The organism is Flavobacterium sp. WC2509, from assembly GCF_052683105.1.
Genome location: NZ_JBQZFG010000001.1, coordinates 3867391 through 3887382, shown reverse-complemented (window position 1 = coordinate 3887382; position 19992 = coordinate 3867391). Strand labels below are relative to the sequence as shown.

10 protein-coding genes and 1 pseudogene are annotated in these 19992 nt (G+C 32.0%); 4 read left to right on the top strand and 7 right to left on the bottom strand.

Going from position 1 to position 19992, the window contains the following annotated elements; all coding sequences use genetic code 11:
• Positions 1-12: 12 nt before the first annotated feature.
• Entirely contained in the window at positions 13-1542 is a 1530-nt protein-coding gene (locus tag ACUN3A_RS16295; protein ID WP_445552342.1) for a sulfatase family protein, read from the bottom strand.
• Between the two features lie 453 nt (positions 1543-1995).
• Here ACUN3A_RS16295 and ACUN3A_RS16290 point away from each other — a divergent pair, with 453 nt between their 5' ends.
• Together ACUN3A_RS16290 and nagB are read left to right on the top strand one after the other, a co-directional pair.
• Entirely contained in the window at positions 1996-3375 is a 1380-nt protein-coding gene (locus ACUN3A_RS16290; RefSeq protein WP_445552341.1) for a sugar MFS transporter, read from the top strand.
• A gap of 37 nt (positions 3376-3412) precedes the next feature.
• Positions 3413-5368: pseudogene (gene nagB / locus ACUN3A_RS16285) on the top strand (glucosamine-6-phosphate deaminase); the annotation flags it as partial.
• A gap of 367 nt (positions 5369-5735) precedes the next feature.
• On the opposite strand, the gene ACUN3A_RS16280 reads toward nagB, so the two are convergent.
• The 5 genes from ACUN3A_RS16280 to ACUN3A_RS16260 all read right to left on the bottom strand — a co-directional run bounded on the left by ACUN3A_RS16280 (position 5736) and on the right by ACUN3A_RS16260 (position 14628).
• Positions 5736-9827, bottom strand: a complete 4092-nt coding sequence (locus ACUN3A_RS16280; RefSeq protein WP_445552340.1) for a hybrid sensor histidine kinase/response regulator transcription factor — start codon at positions 9825-9827, stop codon at positions 5736-5738.
• Positions 9828-10189: 362 nt separating this feature from the next.
• On the bottom strand, positions 10190-11572 hold the full coding sequence (glmM, locus tag ACUN3A_RS16275) for a phosphoglucosamine mutase (protein ID WP_445552339.1): 1383 nt from the start codon (positions 11570-11572) through the stop codon (positions 10190-10192).
• 107 nt (positions 11573-11679) lie between these two features.
• On the bottom strand, positions 11680-12603 hold the full coding sequence (locus tag ACUN3A_RS16270) for an NAD-dependent epimerase/dehydratase family protein (protein ID WP_445552338.1): 924 nt from the start codon (positions 12601-12603) through the stop codon (positions 11680-11682).
• 16 nt (positions 12604-12619) lie between these two features.
• A complete protein-coding gene (locus ACUN3A_RS16265) occupies positions 12620-13714 on the bottom strand; it encodes a phosphotransferase enzyme family protein (protein WP_445552337.1) in 1095 nt (364 codons plus the stop codon).
• 2 nt (positions 13715-13716) lie between these two features.
• Complete coding sequence (locus ACUN3A_RS16260) at positions 13717-14628, bottom strand: nucleotidyltransferase family protein (RefSeq protein ID WP_445552336.1); 912 nt, start codon at positions 14626-14628, stop codon at positions 13717-13719.
• 197 nt (positions 14629-14825) lie between these two features.
• Between ACUN3A_RS16260 and ACUN3A_RS16255 the strand changes: the two genes are divergently transcribed.
• Entirely contained in the window at positions 14826-15866 is a 1041-nt protein-coding gene (locus ACUN3A_RS16255) for a substrate-binding domain-containing protein (protein ID WP_445552335.1), read from the top strand.
• A gap of 3 nt (positions 15867-15869) precedes the next feature.
• Here the strand turns inward: ACUN3A_RS16255 and ACUN3A_RS16250 are convergent, their stop codons facing one another.
• Positions 15870-16520 (bottom strand): carbohydrate-binding family 9-like protein, encoded by a 651-nt coding sequence (locus ACUN3A_RS16250; protein ID WP_445552334.1) that lies wholly within the window; start codon positions 16518-16520, stop codon positions 15870-15872.
• Positions 16521-16797: 277 nt separating this feature from the next.
• On the opposite strand from ACUN3A_RS16250, the gene ACUN3A_RS16245 reads away from it, so the two are divergent.
• On the top strand, positions 16798-19863 hold the full coding sequence (locus ACUN3A_RS16245) for a chondroitinase family polysaccharide lyase (protein WP_445552333.1): 3066 nt from the start codon (positions 16798-16800) through the stop codon (positions 19861-19863).
• The last annotated feature ends 129 nt before the right edge of the window (positions 19864-19992 follow it).

Genomic DNA, 19992 nt, shown 5'->3' with positions numbered 1-19992 from the left:
AGTCTAACTATTCTATTTCAATTCTGGTACTTTCATTATTTTTGCTAACTGGACAGCTAATGCTTTCGCTTTTTCTGGCATTTGCTCGGCCAAATTATTTTCTTCCTTTGGATCTTTATTTAAATCATAGAGTTGGGGCGTTTGCTGCAAACCAGATAATACATCTTTATTAGCCAGCCAATCTGGTATTGCTTTGTTTTGTGGAGCAATGTATTTCCAACCATCTTCTCTAATACTCATCGCAAAAGCTTCTTCTAACATAAATTTACGCCCTTTATTGCTTTTGCCCATTAGTACATCAAGCATATCAAAACTATCGACTGCAGTTTCTTTATTTTGAATTTTCATCCCCATTAATTTTGCAAATGAAGCAAAGAAATCCACCTGACTAATTAATGCCTGACTTTTAGCAGGTTTAATTTTACTTCGCCAATATACAATGGTTGGTACGCGTGTTCCTGCTTCATAAGCACTGTATTTACCACCCTTATATTGTCCACTTGGTTTGTGATTACCAACATTTGTTACTGCTTTATCTGCATAACCATCGTCTAAAACAGGACCATTGTCGCTACTAAAAACTATGATGGTGTTGTTTTCTATACCTAATTCTTTTATTTTTTTTACAATCTGACCTGTCATCCAATCCATTTGTACAATTGCATCGCCACGAGGTCCCATATTTGTTTTACCTACAAATTTTGCATTTGGCGCCCGAGGTACATTGATATCAGGTAATGAGAAATAAAGAAAAAATGGATTGTCTTTATTTGCTGTAATAAAATCAATTGCTTTTTGGGTTAATACATTCGAAAACTCTTCGTCTTTCCAATATGCTTTATGCCCCCCACTCATAAAACCAATTCTACTTATTCCGTTGACTATGGTTCCGCTATGTTGGGTATCGGCCCACATTTTCAAAATATCTTCATCTTCAATTCCAATCGGATCAGTACCTATTCTCTTATCATAACTCACCGTAATAGGATCATTTGGATCTAAATTAGCTACTCTATGATTTTCAACAAATACAGTAGGCACTCTATCAGGAGTCGCTGGAATTAGAAAACTATAATCAAATCCAATTTCTAATGGTCCTGGTTTAATCTCTGCATTCCAATTTGGTTTCCCATTTCCCAAACCTAAATTCCATTTGCCTACTACTGCTGTTGTATAACCCGATTTTTTAAACATATCGGCAATAGTTTCTTGTTCAGGTTTTATGATTAATGGAGCATCTCCATTTAGAGTAGTAGTATTGTTTCTAAAACCATAACTTCCCGTAAGCAAAGCAAATCTAGATGCTGTACTAGTTGAAGCAGCACAATGCGCATCAGTAAACTGTATTCCTCCGCTTGCCAAAGCATCTACATTAGGCGTTTTAACCGCTGTTGCTCCATAACAACCTACATCGCCGTAACCTAAATCGTCAACATATATAAAAATCACATTCGGTTTATTAGCAGATTCGTTCTGCTTTTTCTGCGAACAGGATGTCAATACTATTAATGACAATGAATAAAGAAGATAGGTTACTTTCATGTTATACTATATTACTGTAGCTACACCATTGTCAAAAAATATTGGCTACTATTATTGAAACCAAATTTACAACGATAACGTTTTCTATAGAGATATAATCATCCTTTTTTAGGTTAAAATCTTCCTTTACTTAATTTATAATTTTTAAAAATCATTTTTTATAAAGCTCATTTTCAAGCTTTATTTCTTAAAAAATCTTACCCATATTGAGTTCAATAAAATACTAACAAAAGGAAAATATTACTCTTATTACGGACGCATTTCACCTCTGCTTTAAGCCATTAATCTGAAATTTACAAATCAATTAAAGCCAAATTATTTTAGAAAGAGTGTCTTATAAAAATAATTAGTCGCTAAATAAATAGTCTAAAAATTCACCCTTAATGAAATAGTAATCTTACTATTCCTCAAACTATTCGCAACCAAATTAATTATCTTTTAAAAACAACCAATATGTCAAAAATTAAAAGTGCAGTATCGCAGAATCAAAGTGTTTTCATTCCAATGGTTATTTTAACCTTGTTATTTTTTATTTTAGGATTTGTAACCTGGCTAAATGGGCCATTAATCCCATTCTTTGAAATTGCTTGTGATTTAACTGGCTCACAAGCTTATTTTGTAGCTTTTGCTTTTTATATCGCTTATTTTGTAATGGCAATCCCATCTTCTTGGGTTATCGAAAAAGTAGGCTATAAAAATGGAATTTCGCTAGGACTTATCGTAATTGCTATTGGAGCATTTTTATTTTATCCAGCGGCTGAAATGAGAACCTTTCTTCTATTTTTAGTGGCTTTATTTATTATGGGTACGGGTTTGGCAATTTTACAAACTGCTGCAAATCCATACGTGGTTGTTATTGGTCCAAGAGAAAGTGCCGCTGCAAGAATCAGTTTATTAGGTATCGCAAATAAATTGGCAGGATTTATAGCTCCGCTTGTATTAACGGCGTTAGTATTATCTAATATGAAAGAATATACTAAAGAAAAAATCGCAGTACTTGATATTGTTGAAAAATCAAAAACTCTTGACTTATTAGCATTACAATTGCAAACTCCCTATCTTTATATGGGAATTGTTATTCTTGTTTTAGCGCTGTTAGCCAAATTATCTCCTTTGCCAGAAATTGATTTGGATGAAGATGGTCATGTATCGCATTTAAGTGTTTTCAAACAAATGGTTAATGCGTCAAAATACCCTCAATTGGTTTTTGGAACCATTACTTTGATGCTGTATATAGCTGCAGAAGTTATTGCAGGAGATACCATTGGAAAGTTAGGCAAAGAATTGGGCGTTTATGGCGAAAATGGTGATTTTTATCTAAAACTAACCTCATTTACTATGACAGCAATGCTAATTGGTTACATAATCGGAATTACATTAATACCAAAATACCTTTCTCAGGTTACTGCTCTAAAAATTTCGGGTGCACTGGGTGTAGTCTTAGTGATTTCGGTAGTGCTGATTTCTCCAAGTATCATGATTCAATTGCCGCTACTTCCTGCTATGCCAGTAGTAATTATTTTGGTGGCACTTTTTGGACTTGCCAATGCACTTTGTTGGCCAGCTATTTGGCCTTTGGCACTTCAGGATTTAGGAGGATATACAAAAATAGCAGGTGCGATTTTGATTATGGCGATTATTGGTGGTGCGATTTTCCCATTGCTTTATGGGTATTTAGCCGAAATAATAAACTTGGCAAATGAATCTTCGGATACCTTAAAAACGGTAAAAAGTGGCAATCAAATTGCTTATTTAATGCTTTTACCTTCTTATTTAATGATACTTTTTTTCGCATATGAAGGACATAAATATAGAAGCTGGCAACGAAAATAATATTGAAAGTGAAATAATTTAAAACAATCGATAAAATAATAAACAACACAAAAATAACTACAACATGTTAAAGAGTATTATAGATAAAGCGACAGGCTTTGAAAAAAGATTCGAAAGTATTGATACAATAGTTTTTGAAAATTCTGGTACTGCATCCATTGCAGTTGCGCAACAAATCGCATCACTCATCAGATCAAAACAGCAAAACAATGAAACTTGTGTTTTGGGATTAGCAACTGGTTCTTCTCCAAAAGGATTGTATGCCGAATTAGTTCGTTTGCATAAAGAAGAAGGATTGAGTTTCAAAAACGTGATTTCTTTCAATTTAGATGAATATTACCCAATGGAACCTGATTCCATAAATAGTTATGTGCGTTTTATGAAAGAATTATTGTTTGATCATGTTGATATTCTTCCTGAAAATTACCATGTTCCAGACGGTCTTTTAACCAAAGAAGAAATTGCAGAATATTGTGCAGCATACGAAGTTAAAATTGAAGCTTTAGGTGGAATCGATTTGCAGGTTCTTGGAATTGGAGGAAACGGGCATATTGGTTTTAATGAATCGGGCTCTTTGCTGAATTCCAAAACGAGATTGGTTGCATTAGATCATATTACGAGAGTTGCTGCGAGCAAAGATTTTTCTGGATTAAGCAATACACCAAGAACAGCAATTACGCTTGGAGTGAAAAAAATAATGGAAGCCAAACGAGTAATCTTAATGGCTTGGGGAGAAGGAAAATCCAATATCGTTAAGGAATCTGTTGAAGGTGTTGTAACCAACCAAATTCCAGCTTCATTTTTGCAAGAGCACAGCAATGCTGTCTTTGTTTTGGATAAAGAGGCTTCTTCTAAGCTGACAAGAATCAATACGCCTTGGTTGGTACAAGAGGTCGTTTGGACAGAAAAATTGATTAGAAAAGCTGTATTAGGGTTAGCTCTTAAATTAAAGAAACCAATTTTGATGCTTACTGATGCGGATTATATCGAAAATGGAATGAGCGATTTGCTTGCCCACTCTGGTCCTGCGTATGACATTAATATTAAAATATTCAATCAATTACAAAATACAATTACTGGTTGGCCAGGTGGAAAACCAAATGCTGATGATTCTAATCGCCCAGAAAGAGCAGAACCTGCTAGAAAACGCGTTTTAATTTTTAGTCCACATCCTGATGATGATATTATTAGTATGGGAGGAACTTTTATGAGATTACAACAACAAGGACATGAGGTACATGTGGCGTATCAAACTTCGGGAAATATCGCTGTCGCAGATGATGAAGCGTTACGATTTGCACGATTTGTAATTGATTACAACGAAAAGTTCGGAATTAAAAGCCCCGAAGCTGATTCTATTTACGAAAAAGCAATTACGTTTTTAAGCAATAAAAAGAACAGCGAAATTGACATTCCAGAAGTTCGTTATATCAAAGGATTAATCAGAAAAGGAGAAGCACGTTCTACCAGTCATTTTGTTGGATTGCCAGATGAACAAATTCATTTTATGGAACTTCCGTTTTATGAAACGGGTACCATTGAGAAAAAGCCAATCGGTAAAGAAGATATTCAATTGACAATGGATTTAATCGAAAAGATAAAACCTCATCAAATATATGCAGCAGGAGATTTAGCAGATCCACATGGAACTCATAAAGTATGTCTGGATGCCATTTTTGAAGCGGTAAAAGCGTTAAAACCAAAACCATTTATGAACGATTGCTGGTTATGGCTATACCGTGGTGCTTGGCAGGAATGGGGTATTGACGAAGTTGAAATGGCTGTTCCAATGAGCCCAGATCAGGTTTTAGAAAAACGTCATGGAATCTTCAAGCATCAATCACAAAAAGATGGAGTTGTTTTTCAGGGATCTGATGCCAGAGAATTTTGGCAGAGAGCTGAAGACAGAAACCACGAAACAGCAATGCTTTATCAGCAATTAGGTCTTGCGACTTATGCCGCAATGGAGGCTTTTGTAAGGTGGGAATATTAAATTAAATTAAATTAAACTAATCTTGCTACTGTTTAAGGGGACTCTATGAGTCCCTTTTTTATTTTATGACAGTTCGAAATATTTTTTTACCACTGATTTCTCACATCCAATTTATAGAAATTTGTACGAACCTTTTTTATCTTAATTTTATTAAATCTGCTTAAATCTGCAAAATCTGCGTGATAAATTATCACGCAGATTTTGCAGATTTAAGCAGATAGTAAAAATGCTTTTTATGCATCTATAATTAATTATGGAATCTTTATTTTTTTAGCAACTATTTTTAAAAGTCCCAAACGCATTTTCTTAAAAAATGTGGCTGATTTTATCGGCATAGTCTAATCACGGATACTCAATATTTTATTGATTAAGATAATTCCTGCCCCTTATTTTTAATATACTCATTTGGAGTAATGCCGTATATCTTTTTGAATTCTCGGCTAAAATATTTAGCATCATTAAAACCAACTTGTATAGCAACCGATGAAATAGAAGTTTCACCATTTTGGAAAAATTCTACAGCATGTTTTAAGCGTTGGGTTTTAATAAACTCGTTTAAAGACAGGTTCGTAAGCGCACTAAATTTCTTGTACAAAACAGATTTACTCATACCAATTTCTGAAGTAATAAACGCTAAATCTAAATTGCTATTCGCAATATTATCCTCAATAATTTGATGCAATTTATGCAAGAACTTTTCGTCATGTGACGATTCTGTGCTAATTATAGCCGGCAATTTTGATAGTGATAGCTGTTCACTATATTTTTTTTGCAATGCAATTTTTAACGAAAGGAGATTGCGAATATTAAGCTGCAAAATCTGATCACTAAAAGGTTTTGTAATATAAGCATCGGCACCATGTTGCAGACCGTGTATTTGATGTATAGGAGCCGATTTCGCTGTCAACATGATTACGGGGATGTGAGAAGTACGCACGTCCGTTTTTAGTTTCTTACAAAGCTCTAAACCATCCATGACAGGCATCATTACATCACTGATAATTAAGTCTGGAAGGTGTTGAGTAGCATTTTTCCATCCTTCTAATCCATTTTCGCTTACATGAACATGATATTGATTTTCTAAAGATTGCCTGATAAAATCTCTTACCTCATCGTTATCTTCTACAATTAAAATATGCGCCTCTTTATTTTTATCGCTTACAACTGGATTCTCAATAAAATTTCCTGAAGTATAATCATAAACTTCTTGATCGATAGAATTTTCAATGTTTGAAGTCGTAGTAATATCAATCTCATTCAAATGATTTTTACCTAGTCGCAATCCTACTGTAAAAATAGTTTTCCCCGTTTTATCTTCTGTAGCCGGAGTACTTGTTACTTTTATTTTTCCTTTATGAAGTTCTATCAAACTTTTTGAAAGTGCCAGACCAATTCCTGTACCCATACTTTGATCAGCTTGATAAAAATTATTAAAAATATCATCGATATTATTGATTGCAATACCTTTACCATTATCTGTTACCATAATTTTTACTTTTCGTTTGCTTAAAGCAATTTCTAAACTTATAGTACCCTGATCTGGTGTAAACTTGAAAGCATTTGATAATAAATTAAAAAACACCTTTTCTATTTGGTCTTTATCAAAATAAACTAAAATTTGAGGATCACTACTTTTGAAAGTATAAGTAATGTTTTTTGATTCGGCGAGTGTTTGAAAATACTCAAAAATTTCTTTCAAAGAACTTACAATATCTTCTTCAAAAAAATGCAGGCGTAAGTTACCAGAATCTGCTTTTCTAAAATCTAATAATTCGTTTACCAATCGATACAAACGTTCGGTATTATTTTTAATACTAAGCGCATATTTATTAGCCTGAGTATTTTCGGTAGTTAATTGCTCTAGTTTTTCAATTGGGCCTAAAATTAGGGTTAATGGTGTCCTGATTTCATGAGAAACATTAGTAAAAAAATCAAGTTTCATCTGATATTCTTTTTGCTGATGCTCTGCTTCTAATTGTTCATAATAAAGCTCTTGTTTCAATTTTGCTCTGGCTTTGAAAAATTGAATGATGTAATAAGCAATGACAAAAGCTGTAATAAAATAGATAATATAAGCCCACCAAGTTTCCCAAACAGGCGGAAGTATCTTTATGTTAATTTTTTTGATATGAGTGTTCCAAACACCGTCGTTATTCGATGATTTAATTAGAAATTGGTACTCCCCTGCTGGTAAATTCGTATACGTTGCAGATGGAATATCTACATAATTCCAATTTTTCTCAAACCCATCAAGGATGTAGGCATACTTGTTTTTGTTTGATTTTATGAAATTTAATGCCGAAAACTCAATTGTAAAAATGTTTTGACTGTGGTCAAAAGTTAGTGTGTTACTAAAATTAACATCATGTTTTAAAATTCCGGTTTCATCATTTATTTCAACTGGTATATTAAATAATTTGAGATTGGATAAAACAACATTCGGTGCTACAGTATTTTTCTCAATATTATTTGGATTAAAACTGACTAAGCCATTGTAAGTACCAAAAAAGATTTTCCCCTGACTGTCATTTAAAAAAGAATTTATATTGAATTGATTATCAGGAAGGCCATCTAGAATATTAAAACTTCTAAAAGAATTTAAACTACGATTGTATTTTACCAAACCATTATCGGTACTTATCCATAAGTTGGTTTCGTTATCTTCTGTAATGGCTAATATGTTGTCGCTAGGCAAGCCATCAGCAATATTAAAAATTTTATAACTATTCTTTTTTAGGTTAAGTAATGCTAATCCGTTATGGTAAGTACCAACCCATATATTGCCTTGACTATCTTCCTGAAAGCAGTTGACATTGTAATTAAATGGTTTGTCTGAGCTGTCTTTAAATTTTCTATAAAGCAGTTTTGAACCTTGATAAGCATAAATCCCAATAGGAGTACCTATCCAAATGGCGCCTTTTTTATCTTCAAATAATGCGGTAATTTGCTTTTCCAGAAATACTTTATTGGCACTAGTGGCATAAAAACTGAATTTTTGTTGAGCAATATCATAAATATTAAGACCAATTTCTGTTCCTATAAATAATTTATTCTGTTTGTTAAGCAGTAAGCAATTCACATTATCTGAAGCGATACTATTACTGCTTTTAGCATTCCGTTTAAAAACCGTAAAATTAGAAGTTTTGGTATTAAAAAAATTTAAACCTCCTAAAGCTGTACCTATCCATAAGTTCTGATCTTTATCAATAGCGATGGCTTTAACTAAATTAGAACTTAAACTGTTTTTGTTAGTAATACTGTTTTTATAGGAACTAAACTGTTGGGTACTTCTATTAAAATAATTTAGTCCTCCAGCTTCTGTGCCTATCCATAAATTATTTTTGTTGTCTTCACGGATTGCACTAATTACATTGCTACTAATACTGTTCTTTTCGGTATAATTTTGATAAATAGTAAAAGGTGTATTTACAGAATAAACCACATTAGCCCCTCCAAAAAATGTACCTATCCAAACGGAACCATTTTTATCCTGAAAAATTTCATGAATAGAGTTTTGACTTAAACTGTGTGGATTTGCAGAGTCGTGTTGGTAATTAATAAAAAGATGCGTATAAGGGTTCAAAATCGATAAACCATCTTGAGTTCCTATCCAGAGACTTCCGTTTTTATGGCGTATAATTTTACGGACATTATTATTTACTAATGAGTTTTTGTTATTACTATTTTTTATAAAATGACTTAACTCTGAAGTTTTTTTATCAAAAAGATAGATTCCATTGCTTTTTGTCCCAATCCAATATTTTAAACTTTCATCTTGTACAATACTCGTAATTTGATCTGCACTTGCGCCACTTTTAAAAAGGGAGCTAAAATGTCTTTTTATAACTATTTTTTTATGTGCAAAGAATAATTCAAATAAGCCGGCAGAGGTTCCAACCCAAATATGATGTTCATTATCTTCAAAAAGTTCGGAAATTTCTATTCCGCTTTTTGCAATTGAAATAGGAATTATTTTTTTAGTATTTGCAGCTTTAAATTTTAGCTGCGTTATCGAACCTATCCATAAATTCCCCTTAACATCTTGTAATACCTTTAAAACATCTTCGCCTTGTGGTATAACAGATTCAAAAGAATTATCCTCCGAATGATATAAATCCAATCCACTGGAGGCAACCCACATATTGTTATTATTATCTAATACTAACTTTCTGATAAAACCATTCGAAGATATACTGGTTTTGTTTTTAGGGTCTTTTTTAAAAACTTTAAATATACGTCCATCAAAACGATTTAGACCATATTTTGTACCCAGCCAAATATAGCCTGTAGAATCTTGATTGATCGATAAAACCGAGTTACTTGAAAGACCGTTAGTAACGTCTAAGTGGTTAAATAATATTGGTTTTGTTTGAGCTAAACTTTTTGAAGTTGAAAAAAACAAACTCCAAAAGCAAATCACCAAAAAAAGAAATACCAGATTTTTATTTTTAAAAATCATTAAAGGTTTTTTAGGTTTATAAAATTAAAGTAGGGCATTCAAACTTTCATAATAATCCAATTTTATCCTAAGAACTAAAAAATAATCATTGGAAGTTATAAAGAATAAATTAATCAATTTGATAGTTGATTATTGTCAAAAGTAATAGAAATTTCTAAGTCTAAAAAATAAAAAAATTACCTTTAAAAAGAACATCGTAATCATCCAAAAAATCAACTCTATAATTCTTACTTATACTAAAAAAGGGGTCGTCTTTTAATTAAAAAATCAAACCCCAAATTAACTAACAAACTAAGTCTTTAGTAAAAATATAACTGCTATTCGTATTTACAACCAATTTTCGGTTGTACTCATTTCATGATTTAAAGGCTCTTTTTAATATCCTCTACAAGTTTATTGGCTAGTTCATCAGCTTTTTCCTGAGATGTACTTTCCGTATATATTCTAATAATTGGCTCGGTATTAGATTTCCTTAAATGAACCCATTCTGTTTCAAAATTGATTTTGATTCCATCAATACTATTCACCTCTTCGTCTTTATATTTTAATGCTATTTTTTCCAAAACGGAATCAACATCTATTTCGGGAGTTAATTCAATTTTGTTTTTACTCATAAAATAATCAGGATAGCTTTCCCTTAATTGTTTACAAGAAATTTTTAAATGGGCTAAATGTGATAAAAATATAGCAATACCAACTAATGAATCTCTTCCGTAATGTGACTCAGGATAAATAATACCGCCATTACCTTCTCCCCCAATAATAGCATTCGTTTCTTTCATTAATGTGACCACATTGACTTCACCAACAGCACTTGCCTGATAGTTTCCACCGTGTTTTTCAGTAATGTCTTTTAAGGCTCTTGATGAAGATAAATTAGATACTGTGTTTCCCTTAGTTTTGCCCAAAACATAATCTGCACAAGCAACCAAAGTGTACTCCTCTCCGAACATTGATCCATCTTCACAAACAATAGCTAGTCTATCCACATCTGGATCTACAACAATTCCAAAATCAGCATTTTCTTTGACTACCAGTTCAGAAATATCGGTTAAGTGTTCTTTTAAAGGCTCTGGATTGTGCGGAAATAGTCCATTGGGTTCACAATACAACTTTACACATTCTACATTTAATTTTTCTAATAAAGCTGGAACTGCAATTCCTCCAGTAGAATTTACTGCATCGACAACAACTTTAAATTTTGCTTTTTGAATGGCTTCAATATCAACTAAAGCTAAAGCTAAAACTTCATCAATATGCTTATTAATAAAGCCTTCCTCCTTTTTATAAATCCCTAAAAAATCTACTTCTGCAAAAACATAAGAATCCTCTTCAGCAATTTTTAAAACCAATTCACCATCTTCGGCATTTAAAAATTCGCCTTTACCATTCAATAATTTTAGAGCGTTCCATTGTTTTGGATTGTGACTGGCTGTAATTATAATTCCTCCATCTGCATCAGATAAGGTTACGGCAACTTCGACTGTTGGCGTTGTAGACAAACCAAGATCCGTAACATTAATTCCTAATCCAATTAAAGTATTACTTACCAAATTACTAACCATTTCACCCGAAATACGAGCGTCTCTACCTATTACGACAGTAAGATTTTCCTTTTCCGATTGATTTTTCAACCACATTCCATAAGCAGCAGCAAATTTTACCGCATCAATTGGTGTTAAATTTTCTGCTACTTTTCCTCCAATGGTACCTCTTATTCCTGAAATTGATTTTATTAATGACATTTTATCGTTATTTTATTTACTATTCCATTTGACAAAAAAGCTTCTATCGTTGCATAACCAGACCGTTCTAGTTAACTTGAAAGAAGCTATTTTGTATACTCATTACTTTATTTTACCAGTTCATTATGATAAAAACTAATTGTTTCCTCTAAGGCACTGTCTATGGAATAATCTGGTTTAAAGCCTAATTTATTGAATTTTGATGGATCAGCTTTCGAGTGTTTAATATCTCCTGAACGCTCTTCTAAAAATTGTATTTGAGATTTTGAATTGGTAATTTCAATAATTTTTTGGGCTAATTCTAAAATAGAAGTGCTGTGCCCTAAAGCAACATTGTACGTTTCATTTCCAACCTGCGAAGCCAAAATATTAGCTTTGACAACATCTTTTACATAAATAAAATCACGTGTTTGTGATCCATCTCCATAAATGGTTATTGGTTTGTTTTGAAGTGCTTTGTTTATAAAAATTGGTACTGCAGCCGCATAAGCAGATTCAGGATTCTGACGAGGACCAAATACATTAAAATAACGCAATGAAGCCGTTGGTACATTATACTGATCTTGGTACATTTTTAAATAATATTCCCCATCCAATTTCGAAATTGCATAAGGAGTCATAGGCTCAGGGAACATTGTTTCTATCTTTGGCAAAACAGGATTGTTACCATAATTTGCGGCTGATGTAGAAAGCACCACTTTGCAGCCAGCAGTATTTTTTGCCGCTTCCAAAATATTGATGGTTCCTGTTGTATTGATATCTATACATTCTCTAATTTTCAATAAAGATTCAGGAACACTAACAAGTGCCGCTAAATGAAATACAGCATTACAGCCTTCAACGAGTTTATTTACGAGTTTCTCATCTCGGATATCTCCATTTTCAAACTTCACGTTTAAACCTTCCAAGTTTTCCTTGAATCCTGTTCTTAAACTATCCAAAATAGTAACCTGATGTCCTTCTCCAGATAAATACTCTGCAATATGACTTCCAATAAAACCTGCACCTCCGGTAATTAAATATTTCTTCATTTCTTTTTGCTTTCTTTTAATTCTTATGCGACAAATTATCTATTTCTGTTTCCTTAAATTTTTCTGTTAAACTTTCTATAAGCTTAAATTGATTTTTAGCACGGTCTAAATTATGTTCAGGATAAGCCGTTTTATAATAAATATCTCCGTTTAAATAATCTGTCAAAAAGCGCAATGCCATTATAAAAATCATTGTTTTTGCTCCTAAAGGAAGATATTCAATTTCGATAGGTGAAAGTTCTGTTTCAATTTCTTCCAAAAAGCCTTTAACGTATGCTTTATAATAATCAACATTAAAATTTACTAAGTCTAGATTCTTTTCATCCTCAGCGGCGGTATTGCAGATCGTTCGTATTGCATCCCCAAAATCATAATGAACAATTCCAGGCATAACAGTATCAGTATCAATTACACAAAGCCCTTTATTATTTTTATCAAAAAGTGCATTCGATATTTTAGTATCATTATGAGTAACTCTTAATCTAATTTCCCCAGATTTTTTTAGATTTTGAAGAATATGCATTTCTTCCTTTAACTCATTAACCTGCATTATATAGGGCTTCGCTATATTCCATCTTTCATTTGAAGCTACTTTTAATGATGCTTCAAACTGAAAAAACCGAAAAGACATATCATGAAATTTAGAAATGACTTCGGTTAATTTCGAAGCTGGAAAATCACTTGTCAGGAATAAAAAATTACCAAATAACTTTCCTCCTTCATAAGCCACCTCTTCATTATTGACTGTTTCAAATGATACGCTATCTTCAATAAAAACCATCACATTCCAATAATTCCCATCTTTATCCTGGTAGTAAGGTTTCCCTGATTTTGTATTTACGAAATCAAGTACCTGTTGTCTGAGTTGCTCTTCTGGAAGATGTTTCAATTTTTCTTTCAAATGACGACTTATTGCCACCTTATTGCTTATCAGACCTGGAACATCCACAAATACTTTATGATTTATTCGCTGCAATACAAAATAAGGTTTTGCAATTGTTTTTATTAAAAACGTATCATTAATATGACCTGAAGCCAATTCTTCAAAAGAATCAAATTCTGAAGTATGATCGAATTGATCAAATAAAAACTTTAATTTATCTTCTTGCATAATCACCATAATTTAGATGGATAAATACCTTGCTGAATCAGTTTTTCTATTTTTTCCTGAACTATTTCTTTATCTTCACGATAGGTAACTCCAAACCATTTCGCATCAGATTTCAGTACTTTTACTGTCGCTTTTCCTGACTTTAAAATCTCATTTACTACTGATGGAATAAAGAATTCGGCTTTAAGGTTGTCTTTATTTTCTTCAAGGAAAGTATCAAAAAGTTCAACACCAAACTCAAAGCATTTTGGCGTAAATCCCCAAAAATTCATTGATACTACGGTGTTTTCATCAATAGGAATAAATGCTCCATTATCGTCTTTACGCATTAATTCTCCATTGATTTTTTCAATATGAGTACGTTCAGTAACATCAGTCAAAAACCCTTTTTCATTTACTTCACATTCTCCTCTGGAAACAAATCCATGATCCGAAATTGTATTTTTTAGCAAATATGCCATTGTATTAAAGTCATACGATTCTTTGTCTGTATTACTCAATACTTTTGCCATGATTTGAAAAGCCTCTTTACCATAAAAATCATCTGCATTTATAATTGCAAAATTTTCTTTTACAGCATCTTTAGCCATCAACAAGGCATGTCCTGTTCCCCAAGGTTTGTTCCTCTCTGGATTTTGATATTTTGCTGGCACGTATTCAATTTCCTGAAAAACATAATCAACTTCGGCTATGCCAAATAATTTCTTATCAAATACTTCTTTAAATTCTTCTTCAATGTTTTTTCGTATTATAAATACGATTTTTCCGAAGCCAGCTTCTACAGCGTCAAAAATCGAAAAATCCATTATGGTATCACCTCCTGGAGTAAATGTATCTAATTGTTTTAATCCTCCATAACGGCTTCCAATTCCGGCTGCTAAAATTACAAGAGTGGGTTTTTTATTTATACTCATTTTTTATTGATAAAAGATTAATACTATGGTCAAATCACCAACTAATTCCTAATTATTTTGCTAAAGTATAAATGATTTTCTAACCCACAAAGGAAAATACAAAAAAATGTGCTCGAACACACTAAAAAATGTTCTCGAGCACACTTTTTCTTAAGCCGTCTTATTTTTAATTAATATTTTATTTACATTTGTGCATTATGGAAAAAATTTACACAATAAAAGATATTGCTGAGTTAGCAAATGTTTCTAAAGGAACTGTTGATAGAGTTTTACACAATAGAGGTAAAGTTTCTAAAATTGCTCTTGATAAGGTAAATGAAGTTTTAAGAACCATTGATTACAAACCAAATCTAATTGCACGGAATTTAAAGAATACTAAAATTCACCTTATTTGTGTTTTATTACCTAGTCCAGAAAATGATTTGTATTGGCAGCCTTGTCTTGATGGAATTGCTGAGGCCAAAGAAGAATTCAAATCTTTTAATGTTTCTATAAAAACGTATTTTTTTGACCCTACCAGCATTTCGTCCTTTACAACGGCAAACGAAGCAATTTTAAAAACTTCGCCTGATGCTGTTTTGCTTGTACCCTTATTTTTCAAAGAATCGCTTGATATTATTGAAAACTATAATGCATTAGGAATTACTTCCATAACCTTTAATAATTATCTTAAATCAGATTCTATTAAAAATTTTGTAGGTCAGGATTTATTTCAAAGCGGAAGAGTTGCTGCACGTTTACTAGACTTGCTTGTTAAGAAAGGTCAAATTGCAATTATACATATAGATGAGGATTATGAGAATGCAGTCCACATGCAGGAAAAAGAAAAAGGTTTTAAAAATTATTTCAAACATCTAGATAATAATGATTTTGAAATTATAACCTTCAAATTAGAGCACCTAGACTTCAAAAATAAATTAACCAATTTCCTAAATGAACATTCTAATCTGGCAGGCATTTTTGTTACCACTTCAAAAGCCTATCAAGTTGCAGAAATCACTTCTGAAATGAATAAAAATAAAATTTCAATTATTGGTTATGACTTATTAGCGAGTAATGTAGAATTCATGAATAACAATGCAATTGACTTTTTAATACATCAAAATCCTAAAAGACAAGCTTATCTCGGAACAACTAGTCTTATTGATTATTTTATTTTTGATAAAGAAATTCCACGACTGAAAATTTTACCAATCGATATTATAAATTCTGAAAATGCTACCAATTACATTTTATAGTTTTTAAGGCCGAAGAAGTTGTAAGACACCAAAAGAAGATGGTGTATGAAAATTTGGAGACTCTGTATTTGGATTTACCCATGAAATCCAAACTGGTTCATAACTTAAATCTTGTTGTTTTTTATATTTGGCACGAAAAATTCCAGTTTCGATTTTATTGTCTTTTATTAAATCCAGTTCTTTCAAAGATTGGATGCTTATCGAGATTTCAACTGTAAATTTAGAACTATCAATTGTAGATTGAACCTTTAACTGTTCTTTTGGCCATTTCCATTCAAAATCAAAATCTTTATTGGGAAGCGCCATAAAATCCATAATTCTGCTGGTAGGATCAATTTCTAAACAATAATAAGGATTCAATAATTCGTCCTTTCTAAAAAAAAGTTCAACACGGTCAGAATTATTTATACTGTCACTACTATCATCTTTTTTATCGATATAAACCATAGCATCATAAACAGTAAAACAAAAATAAATATTCTCAAAATCCCACATGGATTTGAATTCTATCGTTGCGATTTTTTCTTTATCCCAAGCAGAAACAAAATCGGTCAAGATTTCAGCAGAATCCCATAATGGATTATTTCCTTTACCATTTAAACTAAAAGTTCCTTTTTCAATATAATTTACATTATAACATTTCAACTGGTTCATTTTGAGAAAATATTAGATTTTAAACAAAAGTGTGTTCGAGCACAAAAATACATTTATGAAACAGAATAACCAATTTTTAGTCATTTATTTTTTTCTTTGTCAAAATAAATTTCAACAAAAAATCAATAAAAGGAATAATTTACCTTTAATGAGGATATAATTCTACTCCGATATTAAACATTAATCTGAAATTTGAAAGTCAGAAAATAGTTCAAACATTTCTAATTCTAGAAATTAAAAATTATTCATGACATTTTAAATAACCAATATAACTACAATGAAAATAGAGACTACAATCTTTGAAAAGTTCTTTTTAATACATTTCTTTCTAATGGGTACTTTGTGTTTTTCGCAACAATCAGACAATCGACCAGCAAAGGAATCTTTTGAAAACGAAACTTCAATAATCAATTTTAAAAAGGACAAATCAAGTACGTTGACGATAAGCAAAAAGCACCGCCAATTTGGAGAATCGTCACTACAATGGGAATGGTCTCGTCAAAGCTTTTTTGAAACTTCAAATTTTAGAATATTAAGTAAAAAAGAAAGTCCATTACTGTACGGAGATTTTTTTCCTGCAAGTCCAACTTTGGTGATGTCTATATATAATGAAAAAGCGCAAAATGAAGTCATTAAAATTGCTTTTGGAAAATCAGGTACAGAAGAAGTTTGGTTCCCAATTAAATTAGATTTTACAGGATGGCGAACTATTCGGGTTCCTTTCTATGAAATGAGCGGAAATAAGCCTAAAAAAGGAAATGATATTATTGCTTATGATACTTTTAAAGTAAGCTGTAGTTCAGCCAAAAGCAAAGGGATATTATTTTTTGATGACATAGTGTTTTCTCAATATATGGATAATCGTTTTCCATATCCTGATGTAATGGTGCCTTTTATCAAACAAGATTTAGAAATAGGAGAAGATCATTGGATGCCTTTGATTAGAGACTTGAAACGAACTCAGGATATCACTGTAAAACCAATCTCTGAGGAACAGAAAAAAGCCCTCTCCATTATTGAAAAGCGCATTGATGAAACTTTTAATAAAACCCCTCAAAAAAACAATAACTTATTAAAAGTAAAAGAAGAATTTGCCAAACTTAATTTAGTAAAAAAAGAGTCCGTTTTGGGATCTCCTTTAGTTTTCCATATAGACGAAATTTACTTTGACAAAGGAGATCTTAGCATAAAAAAAGCTATTGATATTGGTGATTTTGGCAAAATTTTAAAAAAAATAGCCACTTATTATCTTCAAAGCACAGATGAAAACAAACCTGAAATTGCAGCAATGTTTATTACGGCGTCTCAATATTTTTTAGATCAAGGATGGCAGGAAGGAGCATCTGGAGGAACGAGGCATCACATAGGTTATAATGTGAGAGAAATTACAGATGCCTTTTATATGATGAAACAACCATTAAAAGAAGCTGGCTTATTAAATGAAGTAGGAAGCAGCCTGCAATGGATTTTTAATTTAGGAAAGATTTTGGGACCTGAAAAAGAATTTCAAGCCAATATAGACTATTACAATACTCAATCTTTCTATCATTTAATGCTGATTCTTATGTCGGACAATATAGAAAAGCAATCTGCATTATTAGAAGCGTATTCAAACTATATTTCGATAACTCTGGCTCAGGATAATGAATTGGGTGTGTTTAAAATTGATGGTACGTCATGGCATCACAATGGGCACTACCCTGCTTACGGATTAGGAGCTTTTGGCAGTATTCCATCAGTGATTTATACGCTTTCTGGAACTCCTTTCAAAATTAGTGAAGCGGGGCATAAAAACTTTAAAAAAGCCTTTATGACGACCCGTTTGTATAGTCAATTATTTGATTATGGATTTGCAAATGCAGGTCGTCATCCTTTAGAAGATAATTCTATCAAATCGTTAAAAAATCCATTTTTGCTAATGGCCCGCTCCGGAAATCCTGAAGGCACTTCAAAAATAGATAATGAAGTAGCGGCTGCTTATTTACGATTATGGGGAAGCAATGATAAAGTAAGCAGTAAATTATTTAAAGATGATTACCAAGTTGGGAAAGATGAATTACCAGGCTATCATGTACTTCCTTATGCCGCAACAGCAATTCACAGAAGAAATGATTGGGCTGCATTTATCAAAGGATATAGTAAATACGTTTGGGCATCTGAGATATATGTAGATGAAAATCGATATGGAAGATATCCTGCGAATGGTAGCATTCAGATAAATAATATTGGAGGAAGTGAAGCGAGTGGCTTTAAACAGGAAGGCTGGGATTGGAATCGCTATCCAGGTACAACTGTTATTGATCTTTCTCTTAAAGAATTAGAACCTAAAGTGCCGTTGTTAATGTTTCGATCTGAGGAAACTTTTGCTGGAGCAGTAACATTAGATAATAATGGTGTTTTTGGAATGAAATTAAACGAAGCCAAAGGATCTAATGCTGATGGTGAAGAAAAAGATTTAGGTTTTCCTGGAAAATTGAAGGCTAACAAATCTGTATTTTCATTTGGGGAGAAATTGATTTGTATTGGTACAGGAATTTCAAGTATTGATACAGTAAATCCAGTTCAAACGAATTTGTTTCAGAACTATTTAAAAGATAGTTCAATGCCAATTTCTTCATCCGAAAGTACAAATATTTCGACTTTCCCTTATCAATCGTCTATGGAAGTTGTTGGGAAATCTAAAAAATGGATAATTGATGGATATCAAAACGGCTACTATATTTTGTCTCCCAATACAATTGAAATTCGAAGACAAGCGCAAGAATCCTATGACAATACCTATTCTATTAATACAGGCAAAATGAATGCAAAAGGAAACGGAGTTACTACTACGAAAGGAAATTTTGCTTCCTCTTGGATAGAACACGGAAAAGCGCCTAAAGCCGCTTCTTATCAATATGTTATTTATCCTGGTCTTACTAAAGAAGACGTTAATTCTTTTGACAAAAAAATCAAAAATGATAAATCATATCAAATAATAAGAGCTGATGATGTGGCTCATATTGTAAAAGATAATGAGACTTCAACCACTGGATTTGTAATATTTGATTCGAAAACGCCTTTGGATAACGCTATTTTGAAGAGTGTATCGGTTCCATCACTTTTGATGATTAAAGAGAATAAAACAAACATGACAATAAGTGCTGTTCAACCAAATTTGAATTTTGAAAAAGACAAAAGCAATTATAGTATGCCTGTTGAATTGACTCTTACGATAAAAGGAGAATGGAAACTTGCTGATAATTCTGTGGTAAAATCAATTACAGTTTCTGAAAAAAACACAGTAATAACTTTAGAATGCAGACATGGTTTTTCTAATCAAATCGATTTATTGAAAAAATAAACTACTCATTCGTAAAAATTCTATTATAAAAAAAGCGATTAAAGAATTGGTATTCTTTAATCGCTTTTAAATTTTAATTACAATTTAATTTTTTATCACTCTATTAATTTTTTGTGGCTAAAATATTTT